Below are 19850 nucleotides of genomic sequence, written 5' to 3' on the forward strand. Positions count from 1 at the left end.
CGCCTCGTCATATTTCACTAATTGAATTTAAAACACATCCGTATGCTATTTAGTAAGATTTACTATTCGAGACGTAATTATTGCAGTAATTAAGATAATAATAGCAGTTATCAAGCCAGATTCTCCAATCCAAATCTCAGTTTGATATCCTGTACTTGCACGTGCGAAAGGTCCTTGAATAATGGCATTCCAAGTAGTATGGATGATAACCGAAGGCCAAACGCTACCTGTGATAAGTCGTAAATAAGCTGTAATATAACTGAATGGCACAATACAAAAATAGATGCCAAGTACTGAAAGAAGGACAGATGTTCCCTCTACATATAGACCAGCAATAACAATTGGAACATGCCACGTTGCCCAAATCAATCCACTAATAAGGATGGGCCGTGAAAACTCTGCATCGACTAGCCTTGTGAGCATATAACCTCGCCAACCCATTTCTTCTCCCAAAACTGGGATTAAGTTAAGCAAACTCCCTAAAATGCCGCTCAATACTACTAGATAAATGAAACTGAATGGTGCCGTTAGATACTGAAGCCCAAGTATATTGTAGATTGGTTCTAACATACCACCTTCGGGATGCTGAAACCCCGCAATCCCGCTCAACCAGGCGATAGAATAAGTAATTCCACAAATAATCATAGGTATTAGCAGAGCAAAACCAATCCCCTTCCATATCTTTAAGTTACCGAGACTAAAAGATACATCTTTAAACCCTTCTTTCAGTATTATGCGAGTCAAAATAGAAGAAAATGCTGGGATAAACATATATACCACAATAAGCGGCATACTTTTAGTAATTATTACTACTACATTTAGGATAATAGAAGTAATGATTAAGATACTCAGAAAGAGTTGCAGTCCTATTTTAGCACGTTGGATTTTATCTTTATTGTGGAACGATTTTGCGTGTAATATCATTGTAATCCGCCCTTCCCCTTTAATTCACTTGTTTATCGAATTTACTTCTTGTCATTTCCACAGACACAACTTAGAATAAAAATATTTTGGCATACAGATTAATTCATCTTTAAAATCCCTCCCAAATTTATAATCTAGTCTTACTTGCGACTCATCAATGTAATTATTATTTATAAGTTGTCATAGCCGATAGTACAAAAGTGTAATGATTAGTCTATGACCTGTGTCAATTAACCTTATGACAATATGTAACTAGAAAATATGATATGGGATAGATAACAATTGAATTAAGGCAATTGATTCGTGCAAGTACATGAATCAATCTCGCTTTTAAAACAATTCAATTGAGGTGGAAAAAAATGAATAAGAAAAGAATAATTGCAATGGTTAGTACAGCTTTATTAGTCACAGGATGTGGAGAAGTAGGAAACGCTCAAACAGTAGCAGTCGAAAATTCAGGTCAATCAATCCAAAAAAATATAGTTAAATCAATACAATCACAGGCTTACCCATTAAAAACGATAGAACCGTCAAAATCATTTGAGGATTTAAAACCACTTAAGAAAATGATTGGGAGTGCACAATATGTAGGATTAGGAGAGAATACTCATGGAAGCTCTGAAATTTTCACTATGAAGTTTCGACTTGTGAAATATTTGGTTACTGAGATGGGTTTTACGAATTTCGCAATGGAAGAAGATTGGGGAAACGGCTTAAAGCTAAATGAATATATCCAAACAGGAAAAGGAAACCCTAGGGAATTTTTAAAATTGTTATATCCTACTGATGAAATTATAGCCATGATTGAGTGGATGAAAGATTATAATGCTGATCCATCCAATAAAAAAAAGATCCAATTTATTGGGCTCGACTTAAAGGAGTTGGACCAAGGTAGCTTTAATAAAGTAATTGATTATGTAAGGCTGCATCGACCAGATTTGCTGGCAGAAGTAGAAGAAAATTATAAAGAATTGCCGTCTTTTACTGGAAGTATACAGGAATATATGAAACTTGCTCCTGAAATGAAAGAGAAGTTCAAAGCAAACGCTGAGAGAGTAGCCCGATTACTGAAAGATGAGAATGAGCAAGCCAACACAGAAATAGTTTCACCCGAGTACATCTGGGCGAAAGCAACGGCAAGTGCAATAGAGAAATTTACCACAATGCTGCTTTCTAATGACTACCCAAATGTAATAAAGCTACACGAGCAATACATGGCCGATCATGCAATGTGGGCACAAGAGGCATTGGGTGGTAAAACTATGGTATGGGGACACAATATTCATATAGCTAAAGAAATTATCGATGAGGAATTATACCCTTATGCTGCGGGGCAGTTTTTGAAGGAACGTTTAGACAATAATTATGTCACAATTGGTAGTACAACTACGGAGGGGAATTTTACCTTATACAGCGAATATGATCCTTCCACCGGAGGTAAGATTACAACGGGTACGATTCCACAAGATGTAAATAGTTTCAATTATACCCTCGGAAAAGTACCATATAAAATGTTTTTATTGGATAACCGTCACCTTAAAGGACAAGCAGAGAAATGGGTTAAAGCAAAAAGGCCATTACTAAGTATAGGGGGACAACTCCTCCCGGGCAGTTCTTTATACTTTGATACTTCATTGCTTGAGCAATTTGATATTATTTTTCACATTCGAAAAACAAGTCCATCTCATATTAAATAAAAGTACAAAACAATCCCGTTCTTGCATCTGCAAGAACGGGATTGTTTTATGGAGATTAATATAAGCATCTTTTTTAACCAGAAGTAGGTTACTCTCCCCTTTTTAGCATCATTTAGAGATGTCATATGACACTTTTACACTAGTGAGAATGACAAAAAAAGCAATATAATTCGTTTATTACATAGATAGGAGCGATGAGCTTTATGAAATCAAGATTCATCCAGAATGGTTATTTTTTATTACTAACTTTCATTACAGGTTTGTTTTATTTTTGTTTTTATCTAATAGCTCTGCTATTCAGTTTCACCCTTTCATTTACGGTAGTTGGGATTCCATTAGTTATACGCGTACTACAAACTACCACACCCTTTATCCAATTTGAGCGCATACAAACGAAAATTTATACTGATATTTCGACAGAATCTTACGATAGAAGTGTAACAACGGATACATCGGACTGGGCGCAAGTAAAATTAGGACTTACGGATCGCCACACCTGGTCTGCTGTCTTTTGGTTAATGCAGAAATTTGTGATTGGCATTTTCAGTCTCATTAGTGCAATCATTTTTTATGTAATGCCACTTATGTTCCTGTTAGCACCACTATTGTATCGATACATCGATATGAATATTATTTTCATACAGATAGATACTTTTCCCAAGTCACTTCTTGTAATGTCTATCGGTATAGTGTTTACCGCCATAAGTATTAAAATAGTAGATGGTTTAACGAAAAAATTTGGAGGTTATACACGCAGTATGATTCAGCAACTAAATCGATAGAAGTTTGTAGTCTACGAATAGTAGGCAGTTTAAACTTAAAAATATAACAATGTAAGAAGGATTATTCTATAATATAGGAAATGAGAAAGAAGGCTACTTAGGGGGTAAATAAATTGTTTGATATGGTTAAATATTGGTTTTGGTATGATTGGATTATGTTAGGAATCCGTCTACTTGTTAGTGTGTCTACCCTCCTAGCAACATTAAATTTCCAGGATGGTTTAACATTACCACTTTGGATTATTATTATTTGGGAAATTATTGCCTTCTCTATTCCATGGGTAGCCTTACTATTCAATTATAAATATTACTTATTCACAGAAATATTGCTATATGGTGGACTATGTATATTCTTAACCTCTTTATTTCCAGAAGCTTACAATATCTTTCTTATATCGGTATTTCTTATCGCAGCAAATAGTAAGCATTTGTCCTATTATTGGACAGCTCCAACAACAGTTTTTATAACAACTGGAATTTTCTATGCGGTTGCGCCAAGTAATAGCTATTGGGTTATGGTCACCTATTATGGATTCGCTTATGTAATGGGATTCGCCTTTCATTTATTAATCGTCAATCATAAGCAAAATGAAGCAATTCGTAAACAAAACGCAGTACTTGAGCAATATATGTCTCAGATTGAACGCATAACACTGGCAGAGGAACGAAACAGACTGTCGGGTGAGCTTCATGATACAGTTGGTCACGCTTATACTTCTATTATTATGGGGATGGAAACGTTGCGCACCGAACTTGCTACTGAAATGGGTATACAGAGGCTAGATTCTCTGCTTGAAATGGGACGTAAAAGCATCGAGGACGTGAGAGGTTACCTACATCAAATGGAGTCTCCGTGTCAATCGCCCTCCTTAATTCAATCTCTACAAAATCTTGGAGCCGAATTTCAGGAGCACGCTCAGGTTACTGTAAGTTTTCGGGCATACGGAGAGGAATATCAATTGTCTCGGCAAGCGAAGATAGCGTTCGTTCGTTGCTTACAAGAATCTCTTACAAATGCAGTACGTCATGGTCAGGGGACTGAAATTATAGTTTCATTGCAGTTTGAACAACAATATACGAGGTTAGAAGTTCAAGATAACGGAAAAGGAAATGTAGAATGGCAGGAAGGCTTCGGTATGAATGCGATGAAAGAACGGGCAATGAATTTGCAAGGTCAATTGTCTGTATATACAAAGCCAGAGGAAGGAATGCTTGTTACATGTACCATACCGCGACAAACTGAAATAAAAGATGGACTTATTCGTTTGTTAATTGTAGACGACCAGCCATTTGTTCGGGAAAGTTTGAGGACACTACTCGATAGATATGAAGATTTAAATGTAGTCGGTTTGGCTGAGGATGGCAATCAAGCCATCGATTTGTGTGGGCGCCTTCAACCCCACGTTATACTTATGGATTTAGATATGCAGCACATGGATGGAGTCGAAGCAACCAAAAAGATTAAGCAACAATGGCCACATATCCGCGTATTGATTTTTACAACTTTTCAGGATACCGAACAGGCGTTGGAATCACTTCGCAACGGTGCGGATGGTTTTTTACTCAAATCTATTGAAACATTGGAGCTAGCTAATACGATCCGACTTATTCACAAAGGTGGGACACTGATTGATCAGGGAATGTCTCACAAAATATTTGAGAAGTTTGATGAGCAAATCGAGACACCACAATCAAAAGCAACTGCTTATGAGCTAACAGCTAGAGAGATAGAAATATTGCAGCTAGTAGCAAAAGGACTTCGATACACTACCATAGCATCAAGGTTATATTTATCGAATGGTACGGTCAGAAATTATGCTTCCACAGCTTATACAAAGCTAGGAGTCCGTAACAAAGAAGAAGCTGTTCAAAAGGCTCTAGAAATTGGAATTATTGAATAACAAAATGTTTTGCGGTATATACCAATGAGTAACAAAAAAACAGAACGCTTTGTGTGGTTTCTTTTGTAACAGAGTAAATAAGGTCCGTTATCGTATAAGTAAATGTTAAAACACTTACTGTTTTGTCATAATAAAATCATTGAATCTTATTCTCTAAAATACAATAGCCTACTATCAATTTAACTGATAGTAGGCTTTTAAAATTATTTAAGAACTTGGTTATGTTCTAATTTAACAGTTTTCATCAGTGGAAATATTATCACTTCGGCTCTAAAGTTAACACCTTCCCCTCTATTCCATCCATATTCAATGTAGTCGTATGATACGTTCCGTTTACCCAATCATCTATTTGATCATGGTACCAATCGCTTCTAAAATGTCCCGATTGTCCTGGCCCTACGATATGATAACCGTTTGACATATCTTTCGTATCAATAACGAATCGCCAAGAAGCTCCGTGATTGACAATACCGTTATCTCCGTAACTTGCTGCTTGAACGGTAACTTGGCTTCCGCCAATTGGAACTGGTTTCTCACGATTAAATGCAAGTAATGCTAACATACTAGATGATCTCGAAATCGGATGTGTAAAAGCAAGTTGATGGTAATCGCCCCACTTCCACTCTGCAACATCGGGTCCATATTCCTTCTGTAATTTTTTCATTACATTCTCGTACGATGTATGCACAACTTTCGTGAACCCTCCGTACTTCGTAAACCAAGCGCTATTTTCTCCTGCTACTTCTTTTCGAATCAATTCATCAACTACTTGTGACTTCCCTTCAAATAACTCCATCACATCTTTCGGTATTTCTTTTGAAAATAGCGTATTCGAAATCTCTTTCATTAACAAATGGAATATTAATGGTGCAGCTTCATCTTTACTATCGTAAAAATTCCACTTTGTTAATTGTTTTACGCCTTCTTTCTCTACTTCATTTAAAGATGCTTTATTTAACTCTTTTAAAAATATAGGAGCAAATTCTTTCCCGTATAAATTTTTTTGATCCATCTGTAACTCTTCTAAATCTTTTACCGTATACTTATCCTTCTCTTGCAAAAACTCTTGAATACGCATTTGCCTGTAGGGTTGCGCCCACGTATTACTGATATGGTACGGATAATTATCATCAACAATTTTATTATTTGCAGTTGAAATAAACCCTTGTTTTGGATTTATTACTTTCGGTAGCTGATCAAACGGAATATACCCTTCCCATTCATATTCATCTGTCCATCCTGGCACTGGCAAACTACCATCACCTTTTTTACGCACTGGTATATTTCCATTCGCTTTATAAGCAATTGTGCCGTCGTTTGATGCAAACAAAAAGTTTTGAGTCGGTGTGTGAAAATCTTGAAGAGCAGTTTCAAACTCATTCCAGTTTTTTGCTTTATTCATATTTAATACAGCCTTTAACTCAGCTGAAGGCTCTAAAGCAGTCCATTTCAAAGCGAATACTGTTTTTGTTTTCTCTTTTCCTTTATCCGCAAACTCTGAAATAACTGGACCATGCCTCGTAACCGTAACGTTATACGGAATTGTTTTCCCGCCTTTTACTTTAATAGATTCATCAACAACCGTAGCCTTTTCCCATTTATCGTTATACAAAAATTCATTTTCATTATTAGGATTTCGCTTCTCAATATATAAATCTTGCACATCAGGACCTGTATTCGTAACGCCCCATGCTATTTTGTCATTGTGTCCTAATATAACGCCTGGTACTCCTGCGAAAATAACGCCACTCACATGTAAATCTTTCATTTCAAGTTGCGATTGATACCAAATAGAAGGTGTCGCAAGAGATAAATGAGGATCATCCGCTAAAATCGGCTTACCAGATACACTCTTTTCACCACTCACAACCCAGTTATTACTACCGTTAAACTCTGGTGGAATAACTGTCTTTGAAAAACTTTGTGCTACATCCACATTTGTATTTTTCAATTCAGCTAGCAATCTAGGCGCATCTTTCGGATATGTAGGAAATAGCTCATTTGCTTGCTCTTTCGGTAAATTTTTCAGCGCCCAATATCGAAATGCCTGTCCGTGCCAATGTCCTCCTAAATCAAACGCCATATACTTTCCAATCGTTAAAGAATCCACGATTGACCATTCAGCAGGTTCATAGCCTAATAAAGTAAACTCAACCGGCAATTTCTTTTCCTCTTTTGCCTCACGTATAAAAGTATTCACCCCATCAGCAAATGACTGCAGGGCATATTTCGCTTCTCCATCATATTGACTAACAGACGCTTCGGCTGCTCGCCGTAAACCGAGCGTTCGAAACAATTTATCTCGATCAACAGCTGCTTCCCCTACAACTTCACTTAACATACCAGAAGCTTGTCTTCTACTTAAATCCATTTGAAACAAACGATCTTGCGCTTGTACATACCCTTGCGAGAAATATAAATCATGCGCATTTTCCGCTTTAATATGTGGTACACCTTTACTATCTCGTTTCACCGCAACAGCATGTTGTAAATCCTCAAGTTTTATCGTTCCATCTACCTTTGGCACAGAACTAAGCGTATATATGTTCAAAAAAATCATAGCGCAAATAAACAAAAAAAGAACGATACTACTAGACCAAATAAAAATTCTTTTTCCCCTATTTCGTTTCTTTTTTATGACGACTTCCATACAATCCCTCCTCTCTCAATCTATTCGCTTCTATTGTGAAAGAACCTTTTAGAAAAGAAGAAATCATTACTTGCTCATGCTATGGATCATACAAACTAAATACTTCTCTCTTACGCACTATTTCCTTTCCTTTATTGAAGCTTACTCGTCCTTTCTTACACCAATTCCTCAAAATCCCCTTCACATAAGCGAGCGTTCGCTTATTATGTTCAAACGCAATTTTAAGTGCCTCTAGTACTTTATCTCCTGAAATTCTTTGCATCCATTCCTTTAATTCCTTCGCGATATATGGAGATAGACTACTAATGTTTTGTTCGTAAAATTTATAAACTTCACTATGCGGAGTGGCATCCTCTACTCTTTCTACCTCTTCCTTCTCTTGAATAATTACTTGTTGTGAATTACTATCAACCTCTTCCTCTGGCATACCAAAATACTGAAGTAATAATGGAATCTTGCATTCTTCTTCAAGACATTTACGTAAAAACTTATGTAGGAACTCTTTACTTTTCACCATTTTCAGCTCACGTAATACACATTTCTCTATGTTCGTATTAAAAATAGGATTATAGTGTAACCAATTTATAATGAATAACTCTTTCGTTTCCGCATCATATAAAATCTTCCCGTATTCCACAAACCGGTTCAATAACTTCTCAACAGTCTCCATACTGTAACCAGTTTCAAGCTCTGCCAAACGCTTCGGTAATATGTAAATACCACTTTGCTTCGTTTTCGTACCAGTTAACAAATATATGTAAAAATAACGCTCCTCTGGCGTTAAATCTAATATGAATTCATCTTGCCAAAAGTTCACCTGCACATTACGGTACACCGCCATATATTTACCTCCTCCTTTTATTCATAAAAAGGCAGAATTCAATCCTTCAATATACATATAGGAATGAGGGCTTTGTTTTTTGCATTTGAATTCCAAATTTTTTTAACTACTACAACGCCGGTTTTATTTTTTCGCGCTTTTTTGTTCTTGTAGTTGTTTTTGTTTTGTTTTTTCTTTTCTTAGTGATTTATTACTTGGTAGGTGCTTATGAAGGGCTTGGAAGGGGCTTCATAGGGGCTAAAATAAAAAGGAGCTGTTCCAAATCCTCATTTTGGATAGCTCCTTTAAAATCCTTATCACTATTTTTTGCATTAGTACAAACTTCTACATACCATTCATTTATTTATGCATAGAGTCCAGCATCTTCACTAAAAAGGCAGCTGCCTCACCACGAGTTGTTGTACCTTTAGGATTAAACTCATTATTTCCAACGCCAGTAACTACCTGTAAGCTGTATAATCGTTGAACAGGCTGTTTGTATGTGATCAAATGTTTATCCCTAAATGGTAATGCGACTAATTCACCTGTAACACCTTTATACTGTAATGCGTTGTCAATCATGATCGATGCTTCTTCACGAGTGATTGGTGCATTCGGGTCAAAAACCCCCCCGCCACGACCGCTAATAATTCCTGCACTTGCACTACGTTTAATACCGCTATGAAGTGATGAATGCGCTTTGTTAATATCTACAAATGACTTATTTCCTTCTGGTAGTTGAAGAGCATTTGCGATTAATGTCGCAAACTCCGCTCTCGTTACATTACGGTAAGGCGCAAATACACCATTTCCTTCCCCGTGCATAATACCTAGACTGTGTAGTTTACGAATATGGCCCTCAAACCATCCACCTGTAATATCATCTTTTGGCTTTTGTACTTCTTCTTTTGGTACATTATAGTTAATTTTAATCCAACTTGGATTATAGAAAATCCACTCTCCACTTCCTACTTTGTACCAACCGTTTTTAACTGCTAACACTTTGTAACGGTCTCCGTTTGAAGCTTTACGAACAATATGATGCTCAAGGTCCGCACCACTACGTACGTTTATACCGTCACCATTCACTACAAGCTCCATGTTAGGTTCAGCTGGATTATATTCATTTGAATCAAATAGCTCGTTTCTTTCTTGTAAAGGCGAGTCAATTTGCGCATTAACATTTGCATACCATTGAATACCTTGTACGAAGCCAGTCCAATTCCCACGAGAAATTAAAATATCAGGACAGTTTTTTCCGCTCCATTGTTGATGCCTATAAATGTGATCCGCGCTAATTCCTTCTTTATTCATTAAGTATCCTGCAAGTCGTTTTGCATTCTCTAACGCTTTATTATAATCTCCATCTTGGTTAACTGAAATTTCGATACCGATAGACTCTCTGTTTCCTGAACCATCACCATCTCCTGCATGCCAACCATTTTCATTTGTTGGTAAGTGCTGATAGATTTGTTTATCGTCTACTGTAAAATGCCATGAAGCAGTTCGGAACGTACCTTCCGTTGCTTGTTTATACAAATATTTCGCATGATTTTCAGCATTCGCACCGCGGGCTGTGTTTGCAGTCTCATGAATTGTAATATAACGTGCTTTCATCGGATTGGCAGGGCGAATATCAGGGTTTCCGGCTGGAACAATCCACTCTACAAACGGGACACCTGCAAGTGTTCCATATTTCTTTGTAGTCATCGACGCATTATATTGAATAGCTCTTGGCTTTTCAACCGGCTTCATTTCGCGAGTAGAACCATCATTTCGACCGTCTACATGTTCAAATGCCTTTTCAATGTTTGAAATAGCTTCATCTTCCGCTACTTGACCTGTTTTAGCTTCTTTCATTTTATGTAACTCTTCTGTTTCATCATGCTTATGCTTATATTCTTCTAGAAGAATTTTCTCATTCTCTGATACTTCCGCTTCATTAATTTGCATGTGATCTGGAGTTTCTAGATTGAAATCCGAATAACTTAAACCATTTATTCCATATTCTCCTTGAGCGATACTAAGTTGGTCATTTTGAGATTTATTTATCTCTTCGGCTGATGCTGAAAAAGGTAGTCCTCCTAGAATTACTAAACTTGTTGATAGTGCGATTATTCGTTTTTTGATTATCTTATTCATTGCTGTAATCGATACCTACACAGTCTCTTCGTGTAAGTATCTCAACCTCCCTTTATCTTCTCATTCGTTTTAAATTACTATGAATCTACTATGTATTTAAATAGGCTGTCTAATAAATACTTTCATTCTATCCCCCACAAACGAATCGTAGTTTCAAAATTTTTTCTACAAAATCCCTTAACAAACATTATTTTACAACCAATTACAAAGACCGTCAAAAACATTTACAACAATCAAAAGTTTATCTCATGATCCGATAGTTGCCGCCTACTTCTTTTCTCACTATTACTTTCACAGTATATTCGACTCTGAAGCTATTATAAAAAGTCGATTTCTTACCTCAATAAGGAATCGACTTTTTTAAAATCAAATTTAATTATTTTCCACTATAGTTTCCATCTTCTGATGAGCATCTCATTCAAAAAACGTATAATTGAAATACATTTTTGCAAAAGTTATTTTAATAACGATACTATTATACATACCGAATTATCTACAACTGAACGTTCTGGGCGAGATTTCATTAACACCGTTAATCCAATTAATGAAGTGACTAGCGTTTGTGCCAATGCTTTAGCATTCACATCACTTTGCAGTTCTCCAGACTGAATTCCTTTAGTAATTAATTCTTGAAATATAACTGAAAGATACATTTGATGTTCTCTAGTCAGCACTTCAAATTTTTCATTATGAGGGGCAATCTCAACCATTGTGTTAATACAAAAACAGCCTTTATTTGATTCTTTTTTATATTCCTCTTCCACCATATTTTCAAAAAATATACGAATGGCCTCTTTTACAGATTGTTCTTTTTGAAGTTTTGTTCGAATGCTAGCTGCGTGTAAATTCGTGTATCTCCGTAATGCAGCTTCAAATAGCCCTTCTTTATCACCAAATGCTGCATATAAACTCGGTCTTTGTATTTCCATTTTAGCAGTTAGATCACTTAATGAAGTAGCAGCGTATCCTTTCTCCCAAAAAAGTTGCATAGCAGCATCCAAAGCTTTTTCTTTATCAAATTCACGTAGTCGAGCCATTTAACCCCTCCTCTTTTTTCACCTGTTTTCTAAATTATAAATCACGTTTTTATGTACTAATTAGTACATTATATATCGTATTAAATTATAAATGATACGTCAAAATAAACTGAATTTAATTTACAATTCACTTGACATAGTAACTTATCCCTGATTATATTTGACTTACGAAATAACATACCGTTCGGTACATTATTTTAATAACAAAAGGAGATGATATTATGGATACTAAAGAAAAAATGACAGCTGCTCTTACACAGAATAATGATCAGTTCCAATCACCTATCAATACAATCATGCCCCGCTATATAACTCTATTATTTTCAATAGCTTGCGGGATGGCTGTGGCGAATATATACTTCGCTCATCCTCTACTTGATTCTTTATCAAATGCGTTTAAGATCAACCATTCAACTATTGGTGTCGTTATTACGATTACTCAAGTTTGTTATGCACTCGGATTACTTTTATTAGTTCCACTTGGTGATTTGTTAAACCAAAAAAGACTTATCATTGTTCAAATGCTTTTATCCGTTTTCGCTTTAATTGTGGTCGGAGTCGCTCCTTCCAGTACCGTACTTTTTATAGGTATGGCCTTAGTCGGAATTCTTGCGACTGTTACGCAGACACTCGTCGCATACGCATCCATTTTAGCTAACCCAAAAGACCGTGGGCGAATAGTAGGTTTCGTCACGAGTGGTGTCGTAATAGGAATTCTACTTGCACGTACATTTGCCGGAACATTAACAGATCTAGCGGGATGGCGTTCCGTTTATCTCACCTCTGCTGTACTTATGCTCTTCGTAATTGGTTTGTTATATCGTAATTTACCTAGTCTGGAACATAAAAAAACAGCTATGACCTATCGTAAATTATTACGTTCTGTTCTCTTATTATTTGTAGAAGAAAGGATCTTACGTATTCGCGGAATATTAGCATTGCTTATTTTTACTTCATTCAGTATTTTATGGACTTCATTAGTTTTACCTCTAAGTGTTGCACCATATAATCTATCACATACAGCTATCGGAGCATTTGGTCTTGCTGGAGTTGCTGGTGCATTAGCTGCCACTAAAGCCGGACAACTTGCTGATCGCGGATTCGGAGAGAGAACTACTGGCATAGCCTTATCCTTATTATTACTTTCATGGCTCCTAATTAAATTAATGAACCATTCTCTATTCCTACTAGTTATCGGTGTTATCCTTTTAGATTTAGCTGTGCAAGCTGTACATGTCACCAATCAAAGTATACTTTTCACAGTGCGTCCAGAAGCGAGAAGTCGCCTCACTGCCAGTTACATGATTTTTTATTCTATCGGCAGTGCAACAGGTGCAATTCTTTCAACCAACATTTATGCAAGCTACGGATGGAACGGAGTTTGTATATTAGGTGCATCCGTTAGTGCTTGTGCTCTTTTATTTTGGGCAATGACCTTACGGCGATCGTCATAAATAAAAGGGGAATAATTTATTAGTGCATTTTTTAATACGTATTTTTCTACAAGATTATAGAATACCATTTACTTTTTAAAATAAATCAACGGCATTTTCATATTAAAAATGCCGTTGATTTCAAATTTTATGTATGCGATTCGCCATGTCATGATAATAGATCATATACTAGCAAAATACATCTATTACAAATTACCTTTAACTTTTCCAACAATCTCGTTTATCGTATTTCCATCAAACTTGTCACTAATTTCGTATGGCTCACGATCTCCTACTAATTGTACGCCTACGATGTCGTTGCGGTCCTTACCGTATTGCACTTCAATAATAGATCCGCGCTCTATTTGTTTCCAAATGTAACCTGCTTCATCTTTATTATCTAAAATAATACAGTCCTCAATATTTTCATCGATCCCAATTAACTTGTTATCATCCATATACCCAATCTCGTATTGTTGACGTTCTTTCGCTTTGCCGCTTACTAATATACCTTTGCTACCATATGAGTAATCCGTATAATCCTTTTTCTCCGCTTGTACCGCTTTCGGCTCTTGTACTTCAGTTTTTTCAGTAGCCCCACAACCGGTAATAAGACCGATTGGCATAACTGCAGTTAATACTACTCTAGTAAATTTCTTTATCATTTAAAACTAACCTCACGTGATTAAGTTTTAGTTTCATTTATCGCTTTATTAAAGGATAACATGGCAACGCGAAGAAAAAGCCAAACAAAAAATATTATTTACATTTCCCACTTATATAAGGGACTAGGCCGTTTAAACCTAGTCCCTACATAACTTTAACTTTTCTTTACATGCTTAATGATGCTTCATCCTTATTTCTTTACTATCCCCTGTACAACTTATGTGTTAGAAACTTCTTCTTTCATTTTATCCCGCTATTTGTGGGCAGTAAGACTCCCACCTCAAAATTCGGCTGGAGCAAAGAAGTTAGGTGGGAGAATAGCTGCCCGTAAACGCCCGATTGGTGTAGGCTAATAATCAGTGGGGGATGCCCCCCACTGATTAAAGTTTCACTTTATATACCCTATCTCTTTTCTCATCACTTTTGACAAAAACCAGCTTTCCTTCTTTAACAAAACCTTCTAATAGTAAGCATACTTGTCCATATGCTTTCGGCTTATTCGTAGTGAATCTTTCATCGGGTATTTTACCAGCTCGTACTAATTGTTCACATAGCTCAAGTGCACTTATTTCTTCAGAATTAAATAATCCCAATATATCTTGTTGCAATGGCGATAAAGGTACTGGTATCTCAGCAACCTCCACCGTTTCTTTTTCCTCTTCAAATAAATCTTCAAATGAAATTTGATTCATTACATCTTTTCCTTTCTGATAATGAATTTGCTTAACATGAACTGAATCTTATATGTACTAGAACTTTTAAATTTAGTTATTGTTATGTAGTCCTTACCTCTTTACATAAATTTTATAACTCATGTGCATCATTTTAAGTAGTATGTTTCAATTATACCAAATATACGTTCTATCATCTATTGAATTCGTTATTGCAGAAATGAAAGCAATAGTGAACATCATCTGATTTGTTAGTTGCACAAAACATGTAACAAATCTATACTCATCTTTTAGTTTGTCAGCCACTTCTATAAAAGTAAGACTAGAGCCACCTAACCCATGTAAACAAAAGATAACCGAATTTTTCTTATTACCCCATTCTGTGATGTGTACTTTCTTATGTCGATTATTAACAAAATATCTCTTCACCCTATTCAGCTCCTAAAATATTTTCCCTACACCAACTATTTCATCTTAACAAAATTTGTAAGATGCTAACAAATAAAAAACACTACCAATCGCAGTGTTTGGGCTACCTCCACATGTCTATCAAGCTAAGAAAAGCTAACATCCAAAACAAAAAAGATGGCGAGGTTAATATTGTAGCATCTGGAAAGTAGGCAGTCTCTAAAGCCTAGTTAAGCAGATACAGTAAGCAAGTATTCTATGTTACGAATGAAAAAGAATCTGATATGAATATCAGATCCTTTTTCACTGCTTCTTTTATAAATTTAATTTCTTGATACATATATCTTTTCATACGATAACTGGTTCATACGTGCTCAAATTATCATACACCGTTTTCGCAATACTAGGAGGAAGGTTAATACTTCCACCAGATATGGCTTTTTAATAGAAGCAAATTGTATTTTTACTTGCTAGGATTAATTTTTTCGCAATACTCTTCTAAAGTTAATCCTTTTTCTTTTAGATAAACAGCAACTTCTTTTCCTACATAACGATAATGCCATGGCTCATACTTAATGCCAGTAATATTCTCTTTATCTTTTGGATAGCGGAGAATAAACCCATACTCTGCAGCATTCTTATCTAACCATTTGAATGCATCAGTCGTTTCAAATTTTGCATTTAAATCTTCTACAGTATTCTGCCATTCAACTGAAATAATATCTAATGCTAATCCAGTGTGATGTTCACTTGCACCAGGATACTGAAGATATTCCAATGCCTTAGCACTAGCCTCTTTATCCGACAAACCTTGAGATTTATAGCTTTTAACTGAAGCATCATAATAAGTTTGTTGTAATTTTATAGCTCGATAACCTGATCTTAAATAAAGATTGATTCCCTCTTTTTTTGCAGCTGTTACCATATCCTGATAGGAAGTTGCAATTCTGCTATCGATTTTCATATTTGGCTTAGCATTTTGAGTGATACTTGTTAATTCAATCCCTAGTTCCTTTGATAACATATGTTCTCTATTTACAAGAATAATTCTCCAATCATTAAGATCAGAGATAGGTAAAACATCTTTTTTATTCGCATTTATCTCATTTTTATTTTTATCGTTATTATTAGTAGTTTCCTGAGATGTTTGTTTTCCACTACAAGCAGCAAGGCTCCATCCCAATGTCAATACCAATGCTAAAATTATAAATTTTTTAATTGTATCTCATTCCCTTTTTGTTTATTAGTCTTTATACCAATTTCCCAACACATCTCTAGGAATATCCTTGAAATCCTTCAAAGAAACGGGACCTACAAATTTTTTAATCCCATGATTTTTAGAATTTTCATCCGAATAATCTTTTAAAAATTGAATTTTAAATTGTTTCTTACCATCAGCATAGTCGGTTACTGTCGGTACGAGTGCCGCTTGTCGTATACCAAAAGTTTTATCTTCATACTTAACAAATTGTATATAAGATAATCCTCCAACCAATGTTTCTAATTTTTCTTGAGCAGAAATAAGATTTCCAAGAGAATAATAGATTAGCGTTTGATGTCCATCTTTATTTTGTTTCCACTCAATTGGTTGAATTACATGTGGATGATTTCCAATTACTACATCTACACCTAAATCTGTTAAATATTGAGCAACTTCTTTTTGTTGTTTTGAAGGTGTAGAGGTATATTCAACTCCCCAATGCACCATAACAATCACCATATCAGAACTACTCTTTGCCTTTTCCACATCATTTTGTATCGCTTTTTTATCAATTAAATTTAATGCCCAAGACTTATCAGCTGGAATTTTAATTCCATTCGTACCATATGTATAATTAAGTAATGCAAAACGAATCCCATTTTTTGTAATCGTTTTTACTTCATTGCGCTCGTTTTGACTCTCATTAATGCCTACCGGGATAACATCCGGATATTTCTTCCAGTATTCTCTTGTATTCGCAACACCTTTAATACCCATATCCATAGCGTGATTTGTCGCTTGAGTCACTATATTGAATCCAGTATCCACTAAAGATTGACCTACTTCTTCAGGTGTATTGAAAGTAGGATATCCCTGTACTTTTAAATTATTTCCTGCAATCGGGGTCTCCTGGTTCACTATAGCAAGATCACTTGATTTAACAGCTTTTTTGATATTTTCATAAATATAGTTATAATCATATGAACCGTCTTTTTGTTTGCCATCTTTAATTACTGCGTCATGGTATAAATTATCACCCGTTGCTATTAAATTCACAACCGATTTTACTTTTTTATCTTCCGTAAAATTAGGAGATTGTTGAATAGGACTTTTATCTACCCAATTTGGTGCTTTTAAGGATTTATTTATATTTGATTGAGCCGGTGGTAATGAAGCTTTAGATGTCTTAACATCCGTATTACCACACGCGGTTAAAAGCACTAAAAAAATAAGACATAATAAAAAAATTCTTTTACTTCTCTGTAAATTATGTAACATGTAATCCTCTTTTCTGTTTTATTACTTATAACCAGTTCTAACAAATAGCTTTTTAAAACAACGTATTTTGGTTTTACACTTAATTATGGAAGGACACTCTGTTACATCTGCTTCGGAATATACGGATATTTTTTTCCACTTTCTAACAATCTATCGATTCCATCAGAATTGATAGATTGCTAGAAAAACATTATCCACCAGGATGTCGACTAGGTTCCAATCAACATCCTCCAGATATTGAACTTGATATACCTGTTCCAATTGTAGTAGCTGGTTAATCTAAACAAGAGAGGAGAATAGTTCATATAGCCTCCTCTCTTGCTTTACGTTTGTGAGTGGCTCCAAAAAGAGGGAATCGCTGCCGTCCCCTCTTTAGATAGTGCGAAATCTGTGTAACTAATTTCTTTAAGTTGAGCGACAATCATTATACTGATAACAACAAGTAAGACCCAAGAACTTATTTTATCAATATACGAAAAAAGTAGCAATATTTTCTGCGATCCATATAAAGAAGCCAATTAGGAGAAATGAAAAAGGAAGTGGCATTTTATATGTGTTGTTTCGCACTGTGAATTGTACATAAGTTTTAGCAAAAACAATAAATAAAGGCTCTGTTGCAAAGTTTTCTACATGAAGCTACAGTCTAGAAAACAGGATTTAGAAGAATTGGGCATGTCTTTTCGTTCTTCCCAGAAAATATATTTTCCTTCACTGATCAAGTGTAAAAAAACAAGCCATCCAATTCATAGAGGATGAATTGGATGGCTTGTTTTGTATCAAAAAGAAAATCTGTTATTTGATTACTTCAATTTCCCCTCAAAAACAATTTTTCTACCGCATGGTTCAACTTCTGTTTTGCCGTTTTTCTTCACTTCATGAAAGATTGGTTCTTCCATGCGACGAGACGGTGCATAGCCTTCTTGTTCCATACGTGCTAAGCAGTCTGTAATTGTTTCGTTTTCGAGTACTTCAAATTTCTTTTTATTAGGTTGTTTTGTCATGCCCTAACCTACTTTCTATTTTTCTTGATGCGAATTGATTCTTCATGTAGACCATATATACCATTGCGAGAATTCCCATTATAATCATAACCGCAATAAAAAAGCTTGTATACTGTATTTTTTCTATAAATACGCCTCCTAATACAGGTCCCATAATACTTCCTATACTAAAGGCGATTCCGGATAATATATTACCCGCTGGTAGTAAGTGTCTCGGTAATAAATCTGTCATAAATCCAAGCCCTAGTGAGAAGCACGAGCCAATGACCATACCTGCTATAAGCATACATGCAAAGACGATCCAGTAATATTGATCAAATACTGCTGCAAGTAGGAAAATGCCCGTACTTACGCTGAACGTCCACGTTAAAATACGATTTCTTCCGTATTTATCACTTAATATACCGAGTGGAATTTGTGTAATAATGCCCCCAACTGCGAATGCTGGTAATAAGAAGGAAACTTCCGATACAGACCATCCTTTGCGAAGTGCGTATACTGGTAAGTTACTATTTAACATCGCTTCAAGTACGCCGTATGCGAGCGGACCAATTAGCGCAATCCAAGCTAATCCAACGACTTGTTTATAACGAGAAAAGGATGATTCACTTTCAGTTTTTGCCTCATCTTGTGCTGGAAATGCATTTTTCGTTGGTAGTAGTAAAAGCCATCCTATTAAGCAAAGTATAGTAGATACGATAAATGGTGTTGCAAGACCGTACTGAACAGTGCTTGCTAAATACGGGCCAACTGCGAAACCAATTCCGAAGAATACACCGTATATCGATACTTGTCTACCTATTTTACTCGGGTCTGATGTTGTCGTAATCCATGTTTGTGTTCCGACATGAAGCATATGATCTCCGACTCCAACTAGAAATCTAAGAACGAACCATACCCAAAATGAAAAAGTTTGTGTAAAAAAGAATAATGAAATAATAACGAGAAACCCACCAATAACGATAATTGGCTTCATTCCAAACTTTTGCATCGGTTTTTCAAGAAACGGTGAAATAACTAATATCCCAATATATAATGCCGTCGCATGAATACCGTTAATACTTGAACTAACCCCTTCTTGTTCAAAAATCATTGCAATGGCAGGTAAAAGCATTCCTTGTGACAAACCTGAGATTGCTACAATTCCAACCATAATCCAAAAAGTAAAACGCATCGACATCCCTTTCCCTCTCCTTCTCACGCTTTCCACTTTTCATTATAAACTGTTTCTTCAAATGC

Annotated in this window: 15 protein-coding genes and 2 pseudogenes; 4 read left to right on the top strand and 13 right to left on the bottom strand. The window is 35.7% G+C overall.

Features of this window, described 5'->3' with window-relative positions:
* Positions 1 to 45 precede the first annotated feature (45 nt).
* Positions 46 to 924: a CPBP family intramembrane glutamic endopeptidase gene (locus tag QCI77_RS16350; protein WP_061675249.1), complete on the bottom strand. Its 879-nt coding sequence runs from the start codon at positions 922 to 924 to the stop codon at positions 46 to 48.
* Between the two features lie 359 nt (positions 925 to 1283).
* Between QCI77_RS16350 and QCI77_RS16355 the strand changes: the two genes are divergently transcribed.
* The 3 genes from QCI77_RS16355 to QCI77_RS16365 all read left to right on the top strand — a co-directional run bounded on the left by QCI77_RS16355 (position 1284) and on the right by QCI77_RS16365 (position 5304).
* Positions 1284 to 2621: an erythromycin esterase family protein gene (locus QCI77_RS16355; protein ID WP_113769937.1), complete on the top strand. Its 1338-nt coding sequence runs from the start codon at positions 1284 to 1286 to the stop codon at positions 2619 to 2621.
* A gap of 203 nt (positions 2622 to 2824) precedes the next feature.
* Complete coding sequence (locus QCI77_RS16360; RefSeq protein ID WP_002084562.1) at positions 2825 to 3403, top strand: sensor domain-containing protein; 579 nt, start codon at positions 2825 to 2827, stop codon at positions 3401 to 3403.
* 113 nt (positions 3404 to 3516) lie between these two features.
* Positions 3517 to 5304 (top strand): helix-turn-helix transcriptional regulator, encoded by a 1788-nt coding sequence (locus QCI77_RS16365; RefSeq protein ID WP_002084561.1) that lies wholly within the window; start codon positions 3517 to 3519, stop codon positions 5302 to 5304.
* 259 nt (positions 5305 to 5563) lie between these two features.
* On the opposite strand, the gene QCI77_RS16370 is transcribed toward QCI77_RS16365, so the two are convergent.
* From QCI77_RS16370 to QCI77_RS16385, 4 genes are all read right to left on the bottom strand, one after another.
* Positions 5564 to 7954: a penicillin acylase family protein gene (locus QCI77_RS16370; RefSeq protein WP_353825238.1), complete on the bottom strand. Its 2391-nt coding sequence runs from the start codon at positions 7952 to 7954 to the stop codon at positions 5564 to 5566.
* A 79-nt stretch (positions 7955 to 8033) separates the two neighbouring features.
* Entirely contained in the window at positions 8034 to 8795 is a 762-nt protein-coding gene (locus tag QCI77_RS16375) for a DnaD domain-containing protein (RefSeq protein WP_353825239.1), read from the bottom strand.
* A 339-nt stretch (positions 8796 to 9134) separates the two neighbouring features.
* Positions 9135 to 10916, bottom strand: coding sequence for an S-layer homology domain-containing protein (locus QCI77_RS16380; RefSeq protein ID WP_353825240.1), 1782 nt, complete (start codon positions 10914 to 10916; stop codon positions 9135 to 9137).
* A 455-nt stretch (positions 10917 to 11371) separates the two neighbouring features.
* Complete coding sequence (locus tag QCI77_RS16385; protein ID WP_002142459.1) at positions 11372 to 11953, bottom strand: TetR/AcrR family transcriptional regulator; 582 nt, start codon at positions 11951 to 11953, stop codon at positions 11372 to 11374.
* A 221-nt stretch (positions 11954 to 12174) separates the two neighbouring features.
* Between QCI77_RS16385 and QCI77_RS16390 the strand changes: the two genes are divergently transcribed.
* Entirely contained in the window at positions 12175 to 13407 is a 1233-nt protein-coding gene (locus QCI77_RS16390) for an MFS transporter (protein WP_016101037.1), read from the top strand.
* A gap of 185 nt (positions 13408 to 13592) precedes the next feature.
* On the opposite strand, the gene QCI77_RS16395 is transcribed toward QCI77_RS16390, so the two are convergent.
* The 8 genes and pseudogenes from QCI77_RS16395 to QCI77_RS16430 all read right to left on the bottom strand — a co-directional run bounded on the left by QCI77_RS16395 (position 13593) and on the right by QCI77_RS16430 (position 19791).
* Positions 13593 to 14051, bottom strand: a complete 459-nt coding sequence (locus QCI77_RS16395) for a hypothetical protein (RefSeq protein WP_353825241.1) — start codon at positions 14049 to 14051, stop codon at positions 13593 to 13595.
* A 381-nt stretch (positions 14052 to 14432) separates the two neighbouring features.
* Entirely contained in the window at positions 14433 to 14744 is a 312-nt protein-coding gene (locus QCI77_RS16400) for a DUF3895 domain-containing protein (protein WP_002190151.1), read from the bottom strand.
* Positions 14745 to 14990: 246 nt separating this feature from the next.
* A pseudogene (locus tag QCI77_RS16405) lies at positions 14991 to 15152 on the bottom strand (alpha/beta fold hydrolase); the annotation flags it as partial.
* Between the two features lie 442 nt (positions 15153 to 15594).
* Entirely contained in the window at positions 15595 to 16326 is a 732-nt protein-coding gene (locus QCI77_RS16410; RefSeq protein WP_033709263.1) for a M15 family metallopeptidase, read from the bottom strand.
* A gap of 48 nt (positions 16327 to 16374) precedes the next feature.
* Complete coding sequence (locus tag QCI77_RS16415; protein ID WP_353825242.1) at positions 16375 to 17610, bottom strand: CapA family protein; 1236 nt, start codon at positions 17608 to 17610, stop codon at positions 16375 to 16377.
* Between the two features lie 323 nt (positions 17611 to 17933).
* A pseudogene (locus QCI77_RS16420) lies at positions 17934 to 18216 on the bottom strand (DUF817 family protein); the annotation flags it as partial.
* Positions 18217 to 18410: 194 nt separating this feature from the next.
* Positions 18411 to 18611 (bottom strand): NETI motif-containing protein, encoded by a 201-nt coding sequence (locus QCI77_RS16425; protein ID WP_000166305.1) that lies wholly within the window; start codon positions 18609 to 18611, stop codon positions 18411 to 18413.
* Positions 18595 to 19791 carry an MFS transporter gene (locus QCI77_RS16430; RefSeq protein WP_353825243.1) on the bottom strand — a complete coding sequence of 399 codons (1197 nt, stop codon included), beginning with the start codon at positions 19789 to 19791 and terminating at the stop codon, positions 18595 to 18597. Before QCI77_RS16430 ends, QCI77_RS16425 begins: the two co-directional genes overlap by 17 nt.
* Positions 19792 to 19850: the final 59 nt, after the last annotated feature.

The organism is Bacillus cereus group sp. MG9 (assembly GCF_040459995.1).
GTDB classification, from domain to species: Bacteria; Bacillota; Bacilli; order Bacillales; family Bacillaceae_G; genus Bacillus_A; species Bacillus_A mycoides.

Excerpts from the sequence above, each read along its gene's own strand:
- QCI77_RS16350 (WP_061675249.1), bottom strand. The coding sequence starts at position 924 with ATGATATTACACGCAAAATCGTTCCACAATAAAGATAAAATCCAACGT.
- QCI77_RS16355 (WP_113769937.1), top strand. The coding sequence starts at position 1,284 with ATGAATAAGAAAAGAATAATTGCAATGGTTAGTACAGCTTTATTAGTC.
- QCI77_RS16360 (WP_002084562.1), top strand. The coding sequence starts at position 2,825 with ATGAAATCAAGATTCATCCAGAATGGTTATTTTTTATTACTAACTTTC.
- QCI77_RS16370 (WP_353825238.1), bottom strand. The coding sequence starts at position 7,954 with ATGGAAGTCGTCATAAAAAAGAAACGAAATAGGGGAAAAAGAATTTTT.
- QCI77_RS16375 (WP_353825239.1), bottom strand. The coding sequence starts at position 8,795 with ATGGCGGTGTACCGTAATGTGCAGGTGAACTTTTGGCAAGATGAATTC.
- QCI77_RS16380 (WP_353825240.1), bottom strand. The coding sequence starts at position 10,916 with ATGAATAAGATAATCAAAAAACGAATAATCGCACTATCAACAAGTTTA.
- QCI77_RS16385 (WP_002142459.1), bottom strand. The coding sequence starts at position 11,953 with ATGGCTCGACTACGTGAATTTGATAAAGAAAAAGCTTTGGATGCTGCT.
- QCI77_RS16390 (WP_016101037.1), top strand. The coding sequence starts at position 12,175 with ATGGATACTAAAGAAAAAATGACAGCTGCTCTTACACAGAATAATGAT.
- QCI77_RS16395 (WP_353825241.1), bottom strand. The coding sequence starts at position 14,051 with ATGATAAAGAAATTTACTAGAGTAGTATTAACTGCAGTTATGCCAATC.
- QCI77_RS16400 (WP_002190151.1), bottom strand. The coding sequence starts at position 14,744 with ATGAATCAAATTTCATTTGAAGATTTATTTGAAGAGGAAAAAGAAACG.
- QCI77_RS16415 (WP_353825242.1), bottom strand. The coding sequence starts at position 17,610 with ATGTTACATAATTTACAGAGAAGTAAAAGAATTTTTTTATTATGTCTT.
- QCI77_RS16425 (WP_000166305.1), bottom strand. The coding sequence starts at position 18,611 with ATGACAAAACAACCTAATAAAAAGAAATTTGAAGTACTCGAAAACGAA.
- QCI77_RS16430 (WP_353825243.1), bottom strand. The coding sequence starts at position 19,791 with ATGTCGATGCGTTTTACTTTTTGGATTATGGTTGGAATTGTAGCAATC.